Below are 15,437 nucleotides of genomic sequence, written 5' to 3'. Positions count from 1 at the left end.
GGATGCCAATCAGACGTCTTCCCCGTGAAGGTCAGCAGCGACCGCTCTGTTTCCGGGGAAGCCTGTGCCTGATTTGCCTGAGTGCGTTCAGCGCGCAGGCACAGGAATACGGTTCCCTGCCCGATGCCCCGCGGGCGGCACCGGTGGTCACGGACGCCATGTTTTATCTGTCGATTGTGGTCAACGGCCAGACGGATAATCAGGTGGTGCCGGTGACGTATCGCAATAACGCCTATTTCGTCGAAGCCGGGGTGCTGGCAAAAAATCACATCCACATTAACGGACAGCAGGGGCTGATTAACGTCGGTGAACTGCCGGACGTGAAAGCGAAATACGATTCAGCCAGCCAGCAGCTGGTGTTAACGGTGCCGGATGCCTGGCTGCCCAATCAGACTGTCAGCGGCGATCCGCTGATGAACTACACGCCGTCGCAAAGCAGCACCGGCCTGTTGTTTAACTATGATTCGTACTACACCGATCCGCCCGGCGGCCCGAAATCCGTCGCCACCTGGATGGAACAGCGGTTATTCAGCAGCCTCGGGCTGCTCACCAATACCGGCACTTACCGCTATAACATCGACAGTGCGGGCAACGGCAACACGGGCGGCAACACGGGCGGCAGCACCGCGCAGGACGGCTATCTGCGTTACGACACCTTCTGGCGGTTTACCGACGAGAAAAACCTGATCAGCTATCAGGTCGGGGATTTCGTCAGCGATTCCCTGACGTGGAGTAATTCGGCGCGCATGGGGGGTGTGCGGATCAGCCGTAACTTTGGCGTGCGCCCGGATCTGGTGACCTATCCGTTACTGCAATACAGCGGGTCGGCGGCGGTGCCAACCACGGTGGATTTGTTCCTTAATGGCTACAAGGCCAGCAGTAACAACCTGAATTCCGGGCCGTTTACCCTGACTAACGTGCCTTATATCAACGGTGCCGGTGAAGCGACCATTGTGACCACCGACGCAGTCGGGCGTCAGGTGTCCACCAGCGTCCCTTTTTACGTGTCCAACACGCTGCTGCGTAAAAACCTCAGCGATTTCGATTTGTCCCTCGGGGCGGTGCGCAACAATTATGGCGTCACCAACGGTGATTATTCAGATGCGGCCTTCAGCGGTATTTACCGTTACGGGCTGACCAATTACCTGACGCTCTCCGGCCATACCGAAATGGTTCAGGGTTTGACGCTGGGCGGTGCCGGCGCAGATATCGCGGTCGGCACCTGGGGCACACTGAGCGTTTCCGGCAGCCAGAGTAAAGCCGATCACCCGCCGGTCAGCAGCGATACTCCGCTCAACACGCCGGATTACGATAACAACGGCCAGATGCCGGGCATCCCGAATTCAGGCGGTCAGATCCTCAATCCGACAGGCGAAAGCGTGACGGATAAAAAAGACGGCAGCCAGTACACGCTGGGTTATTCCTACTATTCGACGGTGTTCAGCCTCTCGGCGCTGCGCTCAAAACGCACGGTGGGTTATCAGGACATCACCTCTTACACCAGCGATACGCGCTTAAGCCGTCAGTCGGATCAGGTGACATTCAGCACCTCGCCGTTCGGCCCGGCCAACGGCACCATGGGCATCGGCTATTACGACGTCGAAGCCTATGACAATTCGCATACCCGTCTGGTGAATTTCTCCTACAGCCGCTCGCTGTGGGGGCAAAGCAGCATGTTTTTATCGCTCAATAAAACGCTGGGCGATAACGGTTACAGCGCGCAGCTGCAATTCATCATTCCGCTTGGCACCAATATCAACATGAACGCTGGCGTGCAGCGTGACAGTGCGGGCAATTATCAGGAGCAGATTGGCGCCAGCAAAGCCACGCCAACCGACGGCGGCCTCGGCTGGAATCTGGCCTACAGCGGCGGCAATAATCCGTATCAGCAGGCCGATGCCACCTGGAAATCCCGCGTCGCGACGATTCAGGGCGGGTTCTACGGCAATCAGGGCGATTACACCAACTGGGCAGATCTGAGCGGATCCGTGGTGTTTATGGCCAATGACTGGTTCCTTTCCGACAAGATCAACGACGCCTTTATCGTGGTCGATACCGATCACTACGCCGGTGTGCCCGTCCTGTTCGAGAATCAGAAAATGGGCGAAACCGATAAAAATGGTCACCTGCTGATCCCGACCGTCAGTTCGTATTATCCGGCCAAAGTGGAAATCGACACCCTGCCGCTGCCCGCCGATGTGGTCGCTAATAACGTCAATGACCGCATCGCAGTGAAACAAGGCAGCGGCGTGGTGGTGAAATTTAACGTCGAGAAAGTGCTGTCGGCGAATATCAGGCTGCACGACGCCGCCGGACAACCGCTGAAGCCCGGCACGCTGGTCACCGAACAGAATACGCAGCAAACCACCGTCACCGGTTACGACGGGCTGGTGTACTTCTCGCACTTACAGGAAAACAACGTGCTGAATATCAGGCAGGAAGACCGTTCGGTATGCCAGATCAGTTTCACTTTAGATCCTAAACGTCACAGCATTGAGCAGGTTGGCCCGCTGGCATGTCCGGGTGGCGCAACGCCAGGAGAAAAATCATGAAAATTTTCAGGCCATGGATGCGTCATGGCGTATTGCTGATGTGGCTGCTGGGCGCATCGTGGCAGGTGATGGCGGCCTGTACCACGGCGGCAAGCACCATTACGCTCGGTACACAGAACTCCTTTGCGGTCAGCACTTCTCCGCTGATTACGCAAGGCAGCAGCGGATTGAGCTGTAACGGTCCCTTGCTCAGTATTGGCGGCACCAATATCGTGACGGCAACAATTGGCGCCACGCTACATCCGAGCGGCACGCAGCCACGGCTTTACAGTGCAGCCACTAATCAGTATTTGCCGTACAGCCTGTGCAAGGACGGCAGTTGTGGCACCGTCTATAACCAGGGTGACGTGATTACCTGGAACAGCACCACCGCACTCGGCCTGCTCGGGCTGTTTACCGGCCCGAACAGCACACTGCCGATTTATGTGATGCCAAAAACGTTGTCCAATCTGGCCGCCGGGACGTATACCGACACTGTCCCCATCGCCTGGACGTGGAACATCTGTTCGGTCGCCATCGGGACATTATTGTGCATTGCCGACAGCGGCAACGTGAACGGTACCGTCAACCTGACGCTCAACATCACCAACTTTTGCTATATCGACAGCGCGCCGAACGTGGGTTTTGGCAGCGCCGCCCTGCCTTCCGGGCTGACGACGGTGGTCGCCAATACCCTCAGCGTGCGCTGTACGCTCAACGCCAGCTATTCCGTCAACCTGACCAGCAGCGTAACGGGGTCCGGCCAGTACCGGCAGATGGCCTCAACGGTCAACGGCACCACCAGTTATTTGCAATATCAGATATTTAAAAGCGACAGCACGGTGTGGAGCGCGTCAACCAACAGCAGCGCGACCGGTTCCGGCACATCACAGTCGTTCCCGTATACCGCGTCAGTGAATCTGGCACAAAGCAATCAGCCCGCAGGCGCGTACAGCGATACGGTGACGGTCACGGTGACTTATTAGGATAGTAAGAAAGGGGAAAACAGAACCGGTGCAGCGAGTGCGCACCGGTTTCAGACGCCGTTTTTACAGCGCTTTCAGCGTTTTGATGGTGGCATCCACATCAATTTCATCTTCCGTGAACACATAAGTGCTGTTCTGGAAGGTGGTGATGAGCAGCTTTTTCATGGTGCGCATCTCCGCTTTTTTCTCTTCTTCCTGCGGGCGGATACGGTTCATCAGCAGGCCAACAGAAAGCACGGCGTTTTCTTTGTCGATCTTCGCTTCTCCCGGCACTTCTTCATTAAACGCCAGGAAAGATTTGATGCTGGTGATTTTGATGCGCTCACCGGCGATAAAGATGTATTTGCTCTCCGGCTCGACTTTCACCGCAAAGGCAGAAAGGCCTTTTTTGTTGGTGGTCGGCTCGAAGGTGACCACTGCATCTTTTTTAATCAGCTCAGGGTTTGCAACTTTAATCACGTGGAAATAACGGTTATCGCCGTTTTCATCTTTGATAAAACCGAAACCTTTATCTTCAAACCAGGTTGTGATTACGCCGTTCATCGCTTACCGCCTAAGTAATTATTTATTCAACATGTCAGTTTTTGCAGGGCGGCAGTGTAAAGCAGAATGAGAACAAAGTCCTGTGCTTTACAGCCTGATGCCTGCGGAATTACGTCGCTTTACGGAACGTGAGGTTAAACCGGTAGGATCCGGTCAGCGGATGTTCGCCTGCTTTGAGCGGCAACACGCCGTGATAACGCAGCCGCGACGGCCCGCCCCACACCACAATATCGCCATGCAGCAACGGCACGCGCTGGGTTTTATCGCTGCGCTCCAGGCCGCCAAACTGAAAAACGGCCGGTAAACCCAGCGAGACAGAGACAATCGGCTGGCCGAAATCGTGCTCGTCTTTGTCCTGATGCAGGCTCATTTTCGCCCCCGGCTGATAGCGGTTGATAAGGCACGCGTCGGGGTCAAACCCCGTAAACCCTGCCTGCTCCGCCGCCTTCACCGCAACAGCACGAAACAGTTCCGGCATCGGCGGCCATTGCTGATGACTTTCCGGCGACATGGCCTGATAACGGTAACCGGCTTTATCCGTCACCCAGCCGACATCGCCGCAGTTGGTCATCGCCACTGACATCGCGTAACCGCCCGGCGTCGCGCGATACTGAAAAGGCACCAGCCCGGCGATGCGGTCGATCTCCGCCAGCAACGCCACATCCTCTGCCAGCGCCGCACCGCGCAGCACCACCGCGCCGGGGCACAGATCTTCGCGCCAGTTGGGGTGGAAATCGGGGTGATCAAAAAGATCTAAATTCATGTCAGCCTCCGCGTTTGCCTGTCCGTTAAGTATAACGGATGTCGCCAGATCGTCATTTTTGCTGCCAGCGGGCGGTTAAAAAATCGAGAAGCCCCTGTGCTGCCGGGCCGATACGCCGGTTGGGCCGCACACAGTAAACACCGGTTTCACGCCCGGACCATTGTGGCAATATCTGCACCAATTCCCCTGCGTCTATGGCCGCTGCCATGGTGACCGCCGAGTGAAAAGCGATGCCGTGCGCATCCATACACAGCCTGCGTGCGGCATCGGCATTATCGACCTTGACCGATCCTTTCGGAGCCAGCGTGCGCTCCTCACCGGCAGAAAATAACCGCCACAGCACCCCATCCTGACTGGCCGAAGAGACAATGCACTCGTGCTGATAAAGATCTTCCGGCACCTCAGGCACGCCACGCTTTTTCAGGTAGGCGGGCGCGGCCACCAGGATCCGCCGGTTCTCCAGCAATTTATGGGCGATCAGCGACGAATCCTTCATACGCCCGATGCGAAATGCCAGCATGATGCCTTCACTCACCAAATCTACGTAGTCATCGGTCAGATGCAGATCCAGTTGCACCTGCGGGTACGCCGCCAGAAACTCACTCAGATAAGGCACCAGATGGGTATGACCGAACGCCACCGGCGCACTGACTACCAGTGCGCCATAGGGTAACGTCTGCTCGTCACGCACCATGTCAGCTGCCTGAGTGAGTTGCGAAAGTGCCTGATGGCATTCGGCAAAATACCGTTTTCCGCTTTCGGTCAGCGACATCGCCCGCGTGGTGCGGTTGAGTAACGTCGCGCCCAGTTGCCGTTCAAGCGTCTTGATAAAACGGCTGACCGACGACGGCGTAATGCCGAGCGCGTGGGCCGCACGGGCAAAACTATGGTGTTCAACAACCGCAACAAACGTTTGAACTAAGTGCAGCGACGGCGCGTTCATTGATGCTCCCACGGAATGAATGAATGTTATTTCCGGCTATTATCAAGAAAATTCAGCATGATTAGAATGTTTCTTTTTTGAGGAACATTTTATGAAAACCACGTCTGCCCGCGTCTTTCGCGAACTTCATCTGCAAGCAGCCCCGCTGAAATTGCCCAACGTCTGGGATGCGGGCAGCGCACGCCAGACAGAGAGTCTGGGTGCCACGGCAATTGCCACCACCAGCGCGGGCGTCGCGTGGTCTTTGGGGTATCGCGACGGCAATCAGTTGCCGGTGGAAGACTATGTCGCCCGCGCGGCGTCTATCGCCAGGGTGATTTCGGTGCCGCTTTCTGCGGATATTGAGGGTGGCTACAGCGATATTCCGGCCACGGTGGCGTTAACCGTCTCACGGTTTATGGATACGGGCGTGGTGGGCATCAATATTGAGGACGGCGCAGGCGATCCGCATGCGTTGTGCCGGAAAATCGAGGCCATCAGAGCCGCCAGTATCCGCTGCGGCGTAGATCTGTATATCAACGTGCGCACCGATGTGTACGCCCGTCACCTGGTTTGCGCCGCGGATAAAGCGGATGAAGTGATGGCGCGGGCGCAGAGTTACCGCAGTGCCGGTGCCGACGGGCTTTTCGTGCTCGGGCTGACGGAGGCAGGGGAAATGCGCGCCATTGCCGAGGGCACAAGTTTGCTGCTCAACGTAGCGGTCTGGCCGGGACTGCCGCCAGTCAGCGATCTCGCAGCCCTTGGCGTACGCCGCCTGAGCGCCGGTTCCTGGTTGCCGCAAACCTTATGGGCGCACCATGCGCAGTTAGTCAGCGGATTTTTACAACACGATAAAATGATGCCGATGCTGGAAAAAGCCGCGCCTTATTCAGAAATTAATGCGATGTTTTAACGACGCAGACCCCGACTGAACATGAGAGGTAAGATGAATTCCACAGCCCGCCCCGACAATGTCATGCCCGAAAATCAGGCGGTTCTGCATATCTTATGCGGGAAAATAGCCTCCGGAAAATCCACCCTGTCCCGCAATCTGGCAAGCCCGCCCGGCACTGTGGTGCTGAGTGAAGACACCTGGCTTGCTCATCTTTATCAGGATGAGATGCACACCGTGGCGGATTATCTGCGCTGTGCCGCCAGACTCAGGCAAGCCATTGCGCCTCATGCCATTTCCCTGCTCAAAGCCGGTGTCTCGGTCGTGCTGGATTTCCCGGCCAATACGGTGGCAAACCGCGAGTGGATGATGAGCCTCATCACGGCGTCGGGCGCAGACCACCGCCTGCATTATCTGAACGTGCCGGAAGACGAGTGTAAAGCCCGGCTGCGGGCACGCAATCAGGCCGGAACGCACCCGTTTAGCGTCACCGATGAGCAGTTTGAGCTGATATCCCGTCACTTTGTTGCGCCGGAACCGGAAGAAGGTTTTAACGTAATCATCCACGCTTAGCGCCGCCATTATTCAGCCGGGCGGGGAAGAGGATTATTGTAGGGTTGTATCGTTTCAGCTATGGTTCGAGAAGATTTAAATACCCTATCAGGAGAACATAATGAGTCGGGAAATCAATAAAGACACGCAGTTGTGTATGTCCCTTTCCGGTCGTCCGGGAAATTTCGGTACCCGTTTTCATAACAGCCTGTATCAGGCGTTAGACCTGAACTTCGTCTATAAAGCCTTTTCCACCAAAGACATCGAAGCCGCTGTCAAAGGCGTGCGTGCGCTGGGCATCCGCGGCTGCGCGGTATCGATGCCGTTTAAAGAAGCCTGCATTCCTTTCCTCGATGAACTGGATCCTTCCGCCACCACCATTCAGTCGGTGAATACCATCGTCAATGATGACGGCTTCCTGCGCGCTTACAACACCGATTACATTGCGGTCGCTAAACTGCTCGACAGCCACAAAGTCCCGCGCGATGCCGTTTTCGCACTGCGCGGCAGCGGTGGCATGGGCAAAGCGGTGGTTGCCGCCATCCGTGATGCCGGTTTCAAAAAGGGCTACATTATTGCCCGCAATGAAGCCAATGGCCGCGCCCTGGCAGAAGAATACGGTTACGAATGGCAAGCAGAAGTCGGCGATTTGGCCGTCGATATGGTGGTGAACGTCACGCCAATCGGCATGGCCGGTGGCCCGGAAGTGGATTCACTGGCCTTCGAACCGGCGGTGATCGACCGCGCCAGCATCGTTTTTGACGTTGTTGCCTTACCGGCAGAAACGCCGCTGATCCGTTATGGTCGCGATCACGGTAAGAAAGTGATCACCGGCGCGGAAGTCGCGACATTACAGGCCGTCGAGCAATTCGTGCTGTACACCGGCGTGCGCCCGTCAGATGAACAGATTGAAGCGGCAGCGGTACATGCGCGCAGTTAACCCCGCGTGATAAATACAAAAAGCCTCTCAGACGAGAGGCTTTTTTAATGGCGCGGATCCACCCGGCGATCAGCGCACCAGACACGGCCTTTTCGGATCAAACTTCCAGTCCGGCACCAGGAACTGCATGCCCTGCGCATCATCACGCGCACCGAGGCCCATGCCTTTGTAGAGTTCGTGGGCCTTCATCACCTGATCCATATCCAGCTCAACGCCCAGACCCGGTTGTTCCGGCACCCGCACTTTGCCGCCTTTGATCTGCAACGGTTCTTTGGTCAGGCGCTGATTGCCTTCCTGCCAGATCCAGTGCGTGTCGATGGCTGTGATCTTGCCCGGTGCCGCAGCAGCCACCTGGGTAAACATCGCCAGCGAGATATCAAAGTGATTGTTGGAATGCGAGCCCCAGGTCAGACCCCATTCGTGACACATTTGTGCCACGCGCACTGACCCCTGCATGGTCCAGAAATGCGGATCCGCCAGCGGGATATCCACCGATTTAAGCTGGATGGTATGCCCCATCTGACGCCAGTCGGTGGCGATCATGTTCGTCGCCGTCGGCAGGCCGGTCGCCTGACGGAATTCCGCCATCACTTCACGCCCGGAGAAGCCCTGCTCTGCGCCGCACGGATCTTCGGCATACGCCAGCACACCGCGCAGTTGTTTACCCAGCGCGATGGCTTCATTCAGCGACCAGGCACCGTTCGGATCGAGCGTGATCCGCGCCTGCGGGAAGCGTTGCGCCAGCGCCGTCACGGCTTCCGCTTCTTCGCTGCCCGCCAGCACGCCGCCTTTGAGTTTGAAATCATTGAAGCCATATTTTTCGTACGCGGCTTCCGCCAGCCGCACTACCGCTGCGGGTGTCAGCGCTTCTTCGTGGCGCAGGCGATACCAGTCGCAGCTCTCGCCCGGCTGGCTCTGATAGCCCAGCGACGTTTTATTGCGGTCACCGATGTAGAACAGATAACCGAGCATCTCGACTTCATCACGCTGCTGACCGTCGCCGAGCAACGACGCCACGGTCACGCCCAAATGCTTGCCGAGCAGGTCCAGCATCGCTGCTTCAATGGCGGTGACCACGTGGATAGTGGTACGCAAATCAAAAGTCTGTAATCCACGACCGGAGGCATCGCGATCGGCGAATTTCTCCCGTACCGCAGTCATCACGTTTTTGTATTCGCCCAGCGTTTTGCCGATCACCAGCAGCGCGGCGTCGTCCAGCGTCTGGCGGATTTTCTCGCCGCCCGGCACTTCACCGACGCCGGTGTTGCCGCTGCTGTCTTTGAGGATCAGGATGTTACGGGTGAAAAACGGCGCGTGCGCACCGCTGAGGTTAAGCAACATGCTGTCGTGCCCTGCCACCGGGATGACCTGCATGGAGACAATTTTAGGTGCAGATGAAGAGGTCATGCTTACTCCTTAGTGAATTCAGATTCCGTTAACCGCGCCCCATTGCCGGGCGCTTACGATCGAATGTCCAGCCGGGGATCAGATACTGCATCGCGGCAGCATCGTTGCGCGCCCCGGTCGGCAGCGTCTTGTGCAACGCGTGGGCGCGATGGATCTGATCCATGTCGACGTCCACGCCCAGCCCCGGTTTTTCCGGCACTTTGATTTTTCCGTTGACGATCTGCAGCGGCTCTTTGGTCAGGCGCTGATTACCTTCCTGCCAGATCCAGTGCGTATCGATGGCCGTGGGTTTACCCGGTGCAGCAGCACCGACGTGGGTAAACATCGCCAGAGAAATGTCGAAATGATTGTTGGAATGGCAGCCCCAGGTCAGGCCCCAGTCGTCACACAGCTGGGCGACGCGCACCGCACCGTGCATGGTCCAGAAATGCGGATCCGCCAGCGGAATATCCACCGACTGCAACATCACCGCGTGCTGCATCTCGCGCCAGTTGGTGGCGATCATATTGGTGGCGACCGGCAAACCGGTGGCGCGGCGGAACTCCGCCATCACTTCGCGCCCCGAGAAGCCTTGCTCCGCGCCGCACGGATCTTCCGCATAGCTGAGGATCCCGTGCAGGTCTTTGCATAAATCAATGGCTTCATCCAGCAGCCACGCCCCGTTGGGATCAACGGTGATACGCGCATCCGGGAAACGTTTTGCCAGCGCTTTCACCGCGTCGATCTCCTGCTCGCCCGGCAGCACGCCGCCTTTGAGTTTGAAATCCTTAAAGCCATAACGATCCTGCGCCGCCTCGGCCAGCCGCACCACCGCCTCGCTGCTCATCGCTTCCTGATGGCGCAGGTGATACCAGTCGTGGCTGCCGCGTTCTCCTTCCTGATACGGCAAATCGGTTTTCTGACGGTCGCCGATGTAGAACAGGTAACCGAGCACCGTCACTTCATCACGCTGTTTGCCCGGCCCGAGGAGTTCGCACACCGGCACGCCGAGAAACTTGCCCATCAGATCCAGCAGGGCCGCTTCCAGCGCGGCAACGGCGTTAACCCGCAGCTCAAACGTCCAGGCACCTTTGCCGAACGAATCAAAATCCGACGACTGATTGCCGGTGTGAATCTGATGCACCAGGCGGTTCATCCGCGCCACTTCCTGGCCTTTGACCTGGGAAACCGCCTCCATCAGCGTGTTGTAAATCACTTCACCGCCCGGCGCTTCGCCCACGCCGGTGTTCCCGGCGCTGTCTTTGAGGATCACGATATTGCGGGTGAAGTAAGCGCCATGTGCGCCACCGATATTCATCAACATACTGTCGTGCCCTGCCACAGGGATCACCTGCATGTCAGTGATGATCGGCGAGGATTGCGTATTCATCATGTGTCTCCTTATCTGTGCCGGGGATCAGAACGGGCGTAGCTGGATGCGTTCGATTTTGCCGACGATAAATACATAGCTCACCACCGCCAGCAGGGCGTGGATCCCGACGTAAATCAATGCGCCGTTGAAGGATCCTGTCGTGCCGATGATGTAACCGATAGCGATTGGCGTCACGATGCCGGAAACGTTGCCGAACATGTTGAACAGCCCGCCGCTCAGCCCGCTGATCTCTTTCGGTGCGGTGTCAGCCATTACCGCCCAGCCCAATGCACCCAGACCTTTGCCGAAGAAGGCGAAGGCCATAATGCCAACCACCATCCACTCGGTATCGACGTAGTTACAGGCAATCATCGACATCGACAGCAGCATGCCAACCACAATCGGCACCTTGCGCGACAGCGTCAGGTTGCTGGTTCTGCGCATCAGCCAGTCGGAAATGATCCCGCCGAGCACTCCGCCGAGGAAACCACAGATCGCCGGAACCGACGCCACCATGCCTGCTTTGAGGATCGACATGCCGCGCGCCTGCACCAGATATACCGGGAACCAGGTGATGAAGAAGTAGGTCAGCGCGTTGATGCAATACTGGCCGATGTAGATGCCAATCATCATGCGCGACTTCATTAATTGCTTAATCTGGAAGAGTTTTTCGCCTTTAACGGCGGCTTTTTTAGTGGTTTTCTGATCCATGTTGATCAGCGCGCCACCGGCTTCCATGTAGTCGAGTTCGGCCTGGTTAACGCCCGGATGATCTTTCGGATCGTGGATCACTTTCAGCCAGATAAAACTCAGGATGATCCCAAGCCCACCCATAAAGAAGAACACGTGTGACCAGCCCACTTCGTGGGTCAGCCAGCCCATGATTGGCGCGAAAATGACGGTGGCAAAATACTGTGCGGAGTTAAAAATCGAGACGGCAGTGCCGCGTTCCTGCGCCGGAAACCAGGCGGCAACGATGCGGCTGTTGCCCGGAAAAGACGGCGCTTCCGCCAGCCCTACCAGGAAACGTAAAGCGAACAGGGAAACCACAATGCCAAAGCCGCTGAATACATCGACAAAGCCCTGCAGTAAGGTAAATAAAGACCAAATAAAAATACTGTAGAAATAAACTTTCTTGGAACCAAATTTATCCAGCAACCATCCGCCGGGTATTTGCCCAATAACATAGGCCCAGGAAAATGCAGAGAAAATATAGCCCATACCGACGGAATCCAGGCCAATATCTTTCGCCATTGCCGAACCGGCAATAGATAATGTCGCACGGTCGCCGTAATTAAATGAGGTGACAATAAATAACATCACCACTATCCAGTAGCGCGCATTCGTTCTTTTTTTTACGGCACTGGCTGATGAAACGATTGTTTCCATGGTGTTCTCCGGAATTAATGACAATGCCTCGACCCGAAGGGCAAGCCATTCCTCCGCACGACAGAACTGTAGGGTTCAGAGAGGAAGGAACGTTGCCAGTATAAGAACAACCCGTGACCAACTCATTAGGCAAAATGCCAGGCATCAACGCATATATGCATTTATCTTGAGGCGAATGCCCAGCGCCATGCGAGTTGTTTCACAAAAAATGAAACGGCTGTGATGAGCATCACACCGATAAAAAAAGCGAAAAGATAAACCATCCTGAAAATACCCTCAGGGAGAATACTTTCAGAACGGAATAATATTCAAATCTGATCATTATCTAATTGCAGCGCCACATACAGCAGGAGACGGTCGTCGAAATTCCCTAAATCTAATCCGGTTAATTCCGAGATGCGGTTGAGGCGATATTCCAGTGTATTACGGTGAATATATAACGCTTTCGATGTGGCTGTCGGCTGGACGTTATTATGGAACCACGACGCCAGGGTACGACGGAGTAAGCCGTTGCTGTCGGTGGCTTTTAAACGCGCCAGCGGACGCACCAGTTCGTCGGCCTGCCAGCCGCCGCGCAGGCTGTCGAGCAGCACGGGTAAGATCAGATCCTGATAGAAATAACAGCGCTGTTCCGGCATCCGCTGTTTGCCGACCGTCATGGTGGTGCGCGCTGTGCGGTATGAACGCGCGATGCTGCCGGGGCCGGTGAAGAAGTTGCCGAGAGAAATACGCACACGCAGGCGCCCGGTTTCGGTCATGCGGGACAAAAGATGATCGATGCGCTGGCGATGACCGTCCGGATCCCAGCGATCATAGCTGTTGAGCGCCGGTTTCAGCACCACCATTTCGGTCAGGGACACGATCGCGATCAGGTTGTCGCGCTCCGGCGTGGTCAGCAAGGTTTGCAGCTGTTGCAGTTCGGCCATCGCCGAATCCACGCCCAGCTGTCCGCTGTCCACTTCAACCACCGCCGCCACCCGCGGACGGTTCAAATCAATACCAAGACGCTGCGCCCACTCTTTCAATGCCGGAGAAAGTTCGTCCACCCGGATAAGATTAAGCACCAATTCTTCGCGCAAGCGGCTGTCCTGCGCCAGCATGTGCAGCAAACGCGCCTGTTCGAGCATCATTTCGGCAGTCATGCACACCAGTTCACCGTACTGACGCAGCTGTAACGGGTTACCGGTCAGGCCGATCACACCGACAATCTGGCCGTCGATGCGCAGGGGTAAGTTGATACCCGGACGCACTCCGTGCAAATGCCGTGCGACGCCTTCATCAATATCGACAATGCGTTCCTGTGAAATGGCCAGCAAAGCACCTTCGTGCAATTCGCCAAGACGCTGATCGTCGCCGCTGCCAATGATTTTTCCACGGCCATCCATGACATTCACATTACTATCAATAATTTGCATCGTGCGGGCAACAATTTGCTGCGCCAGTTTTGCATCGAGATGATACGCCGACATGGGGTTCCTGCCTTGGCTGTTCTTGTTAGTTTGACCAGCATACTCAGTCGCCGTCAGCCAGACATTATGCAAATGCCCAAAGAGCAGGAGAACCCGTTGAAGTTGCGGGGAAAGTCACAGTTTTATGCACCTGCACAGAGACGCGCAGGAACGAAGATGAGAGGCGGGGGCAAAGCAGAAATAAAAAAGGCACGCCGGAGCGTGCCTTATCATTTCACGGATGAAGAATTATTGGGCTAACAGGTAAATTGAGGTGTCACCACGTAAGATATCCAGCGCCAGCACCGAAGGTTTGGTGTCGAGGATTTTACGCAGCTCGCCCAGATTAGCGACTTTCTGCTGGTTAACACCCAGGATCACATCGCCTTTTTTCAGGCCGATACGGGCCGCGGTGGAACCGGCTTTCACTTCGTCCACTTTCACGCCTTTCTTATCGGCAGCGGCATTGTTACTCAGCTCTGCGCCTTCAATACCGGTATAGATATTGCCGGATTCGACTTTCGCGGTCTGTGTACTTTGCTCAATGGTCACATCGACGTTCACCGGTTTACCGTCGCGCAGCAGGCCGAGGGTCACTTTGGTGCCGATTGGCATGGTGCCGATATCCGCACGGAACGACGCAAAGCTGCTGATCGGTTTACCGTTCATGTTCAGGATCACGTCACCGGCTTTGATGCCCGCTTTTTCTGCCGCAGACTTCGGCATCACCTGGCTGATGAACGCGCCGCGCTGTGCGTCAACTTTCATCGCTTTCGCCAGCTCGGAGTTCAGCTCAGTCCCCATGATGCCGAGTTCGCCACGTTTCACCTGGCCGTATTCGATCATCTGTTTTGACAAGTTCTGCACCATGTTGCTTGGGATCGCAAAACCGATACCGATGTTGCCGCCGTCCGGCGCCAGGATCGCAGTGTTCAGACCGATCAGTTCGCCGTTCAGGTTAACCAGCGCGCCGCCGGAGTTACCACGGTTGATCGCCGCATCCGTCTGGATAAAGTTCTCGTAGTTTTCGATGTTCAGACCAGAACGACCCAGCGCAGAAACGATGCCGGACGTGACGGTTTCACCCAGACCATACGGGTTACCGATGGCCACGGTGTAATCACCGACGCGCAACTGACCGGAGTCGGCCATTTTAATGGCGGTCAGGTTTTTAGCATCCTGCAGCTGGATAACCGCGATGTCAGAACGTGGATCTTTGCCGATCACTTTGGCATCAAATTTACGGCCATCGTTCAGCTGAACGCTGATTTTGGTGGCGTTATCAACCACGTGGTTGTTGGTCACGACATAGCCTTTAGCGGCATCAATGATGACGCCGGAACCCAGAGCGCGGAAATCTTCTTTCTGCTCAGGCGCTTGCTGCTGGCCTTCCTGACCGCCACCCTGACAAACAGGTGAACCCTGGAACGGCGAGCCGTCCTGGCACAGCGGCGAGTTCTGACCAAAGAATTGCTGGAACTGCTGGCCCATACGCGGCGTCTTGGACGGGGCGCTGCCTTCAACGTTCACGCTCACCACGGAGGGCATGACTTTTTCCAGCATAGGCGCCAGGCTTGGAAGCTGTGACGTGCTGGAAGAGGCTGTTTCAGCAGCCAGTGCAGAAGAAACCGGGGCCATTGCCATACCGATACTTAACGCTAATGCGCTCAGGAATAAACTCGATTTTTTCATTTTCAGGATCTCTTAAAATTA

General features: G+C 56.2%; 13 protein-coding genes. 5 read left to right on the top strand and 8 right to left on the bottom strand.

The window, feature by feature from the left end; all coding sequences use genetic code 11:
• Nucleotides 1-2 precede the first annotated feature (2 nt).
• Both ACQZQY_RS09190 and ACQZQY_RS09185 read left to right on the top strand, forming a co-directional pair.
• Nucleotides 3-2,552, top strand: a complete 2,550-nt coding sequence (locus ACQZQY_RS09190; protein WP_431296981.1) for a fimbria/pilus outer membrane usher protein — start codon at nucleotides 3-5, stop codon at nucleotides 2,550-2,552.
• Nucleotides 2,549-3,517 carry a Csu type fimbrial protein gene (locus ACQZQY_RS09185; protein WP_431296980.1) on the top strand — a complete coding sequence of 323 codons (969 nt, stop codon included), beginning with the start codon at nucleotides 2,549-2,551 and terminating at the stop codon, nucleotides 3,515-3,517. Before ACQZQY_RS09190 ends, ACQZQY_RS09185 begins: the two co-directional genes overlap by 4 nt.
• A gap of 63 nt (nucleotides 3,518-3,580) precedes the next feature.
• On the opposite strand, the gene ACQZQY_RS09180 is transcribed toward ACQZQY_RS09185, so the two are convergent.
• From ACQZQY_RS09180 to ACQZQY_RS09170, 3 genes are all read right to left on the bottom strand, one after another.
• Nucleotides 3,581-4,060, bottom strand: coding sequence for a cold-shock protein (locus ACQZQY_RS09180; protein WP_431296979.1), 480 nt, complete (start codon nucleotides 4,058-4,060; stop codon nucleotides 3,581-3,583).
• 109 nt (nucleotides 4,061-4,169) lie between these two features.
• The gene (gene alkB / locus ACQZQY_RS09175) at nucleotides 4,170-4,823 is read right to left on the bottom strand and encodes a DNA oxidative demethylase AlkB (protein ID WP_122096326.1); all 654 of its coding nucleotides are present in this window, start codon (nucleotides 4,821-4,823) and stop codon (nucleotides 4,170-4,172) included.
• Between the two features lie 52 nt (nucleotides 4,824-4,875).
• Complete coding sequence (locus tag ACQZQY_RS09170; RefSeq protein WP_431296978.1) at nucleotides 4,876-5,766, bottom strand: LysR family transcriptional regulator; 891 nt, start codon at nucleotides 5,764-5,766, stop codon at nucleotides 4,876-4,878.
• Nucleotides 5,767-5,857: 91 nt separating this feature from the next.
• On the opposite strand from ACQZQY_RS09170, the gene ACQZQY_RS09165 reads away from it, so the two are divergent.
• The 3 genes from ACQZQY_RS09165 (at nucleotide 5,858) to ACQZQY_RS09155 (ending at nucleotide 8,129) form a co-directional block, all read left to right on the top strand.
• A complete protein-coding gene (locus ACQZQY_RS09165) occupies nucleotides 5,858-6,658 on the top strand; it encodes an isocitrate lyase/PEP mutase family protein (RefSeq protein WP_431296977.1) in 801 nt (266 codons plus the stop codon).
• A gap of 33 nt (nucleotides 6,659-6,691) precedes the next feature.
• Nucleotides 6,692-7,210 carry an AAA family ATPase gene (locus tag ACQZQY_RS09160; RefSeq protein WP_431296976.1) on the top strand — a complete coding sequence of 173 codons (519 nt, stop codon included), beginning with the start codon at nucleotides 6,692-6,694 and terminating at the stop codon, nucleotides 7,208-7,210.
• 100 nt (nucleotides 7,211-7,310) lie between these two features.
• Complete coding sequence (locus ACQZQY_RS09155; protein ID WP_431296975.1) at nucleotides 7,311-8,129, top strand: shikimate 5-dehydrogenase; 819 nt, start codon at nucleotides 7,311-7,313, stop codon at nucleotides 8,127-8,129.
• Nucleotides 8,130-8,198: 69 nt separating this feature from the next.
• On the opposite strand, the gene gudD is transcribed toward ACQZQY_RS09155, so the two are convergent.
• The 5 genes from gudD to degP all read right to left on the bottom strand — a co-directional run bounded on the left by gudD (nucleotide 8,199) and on the right by degP (nucleotide 15,416).
• Nucleotides 8,199-9,536, bottom strand: coding sequence for a glucarate dehydratase (gene gudD / locus ACQZQY_RS09150; protein ID WP_431296974.1), 1,338 nt, complete (start codon nucleotides 9,534-9,536; stop codon nucleotides 8,199-8,201).
• Nucleotides 9,537-9,564: 28 nt separating this feature from the next.
• Nucleotides 9,565-10,908 (bottom strand): enolase C-terminal domain-like protein, encoded by a 1,344-nt coding sequence (locus ACQZQY_RS09145; protein ID WP_414071575.1) that lies wholly within the window; start codon nucleotides 10,906-10,908, stop codon nucleotides 9,565-9,567.
• A gap of 24 nt (nucleotides 10,909-10,932) precedes the next feature.
• Nucleotides 10,933-12,276, bottom strand: coding sequence for an MFS transporter (locus ACQZQY_RS09140; protein WP_056774815.1), 1,344 nt, complete (start codon nucleotides 12,274-12,276; stop codon nucleotides 10,933-10,935).
• A gap of 308 nt (nucleotides 12,277-12,584) precedes the next feature.
• Complete coding sequence (locus ACQZQY_RS09135) at nucleotides 12,585-13,745, bottom strand: CdaR family transcriptional regulator (protein WP_056774812.1); 1,161 nt, start codon at nucleotides 13,743-13,745, stop codon at nucleotides 12,585-12,587.
• Between the two features lie 228 nt (nucleotides 13,746-13,973).
• The gene (degP, locus tag ACQZQY_RS09130; protein ID WP_431296973.1) at nucleotides 13,974-15,416 is read right to left on the bottom strand and encodes a serine endoprotease DegP; all 1,443 of its coding nucleotides are present in this window, start codon (nucleotides 15,414-15,416) and stop codon (nucleotides 13,974-13,976) included.
• Between the last annotated feature and the right edge of the window lie 21 nt (nucleotides 15,417-15,437).

This window comes from Rahnella sp. PAMC25559 (assembly GCF_050632365.1).
GTDB lineage: Bacteria > Pseudomonadota > Gammaproteobacteria > Enterobacterales > Enterobacteriaceae > Rahnella > Rahnella rivi.
This window is presented reverse-complemented; position numbering and strand designations above follow the sequence as displayed.

Coding starts and splice junctions, on each gene's coding strand:
- ACQZQY_RS09180 (WP_431296979.1), bottom strand. CDS start 4,060: ATGAACGGCGTAATCACAACCTGGTTTGAAGATAAAGGTTTCGGTTTT.
- degP (WP_431296973.1), bottom strand. CDS start 15,416: ATGAAAAAATCGAGTTTATTCCTGAGCGCATTAGCGTTAAGTATCGGT.
- ACQZQY_RS09165 (WP_431296977.1), top strand. CDS start 5,858: ATGAAAACCACGTCTGCCCGCGTCTTTCGCGAACTTCATCTGCAAGCA.
- ACQZQY_RS09135 (WP_056774812.1), bottom strand. CDS start 13,745: ATGTCGGCGTATCATCTCGATGCAAAACTGGCGCAGCAAATTGTTGCC.
- ACQZQY_RS09140 (WP_056774815.1), bottom strand. CDS start 12,276: ATGGAAACAATCGTTTCATCAGCCAGTGCCGTAAAAAAAAGAACGAAT.
- ACQZQY_RS09170 (WP_431296978.1), bottom strand. CDS start 5,766: ATGAACGCGCCGTCGCTGCACTTAGTTCAAACGTTTGTTGCGGTTGTT.
- ACQZQY_RS09145 (WP_414071575.1), bottom strand. CDS start 10,908: ATGATGAATACGCAATCCTCGCCGATCATCACTGACATGCAGGTGATC.
- ACQZQY_RS09185 (WP_431296980.1), top strand. CDS start 2,549: ATGAAAATTTTCAGGCCATGGATGCGTCATGGCGTATTGCTGATGTGG.
- gudD (WP_431296974.1), bottom strand. CDS start 9,536: ATGACCTCTTCATCTGCACCTAAAATTGTCTCCATGCAGGTCATCCCG.
- ACQZQY_RS09155 (WP_431296975.1), top strand. CDS start 7,311: ATGAGTCGGGAAATCAATAAAGACACGCAGTTGTGTATGTCCCTTTCC.
- alkB (WP_122096326.1), bottom strand. CDS start 4,823: ATGAATTTAGATCTTTTTGATCACCCCGATTTCCACCCCAACTGGCGC.
- ACQZQY_RS09160 (WP_431296976.1), top strand. CDS start 6,692: ATGAATTCCACAGCCCGCCCCGACAATGTCATGCCCGAAAATCAGGCG.
- ACQZQY_RS09190 (WP_431296981.1), top strand. CDS start 3: ATGCCAATCAGACGTCTTCCCCGTGAAGGTCAGCAGCGACCGCTCTGT.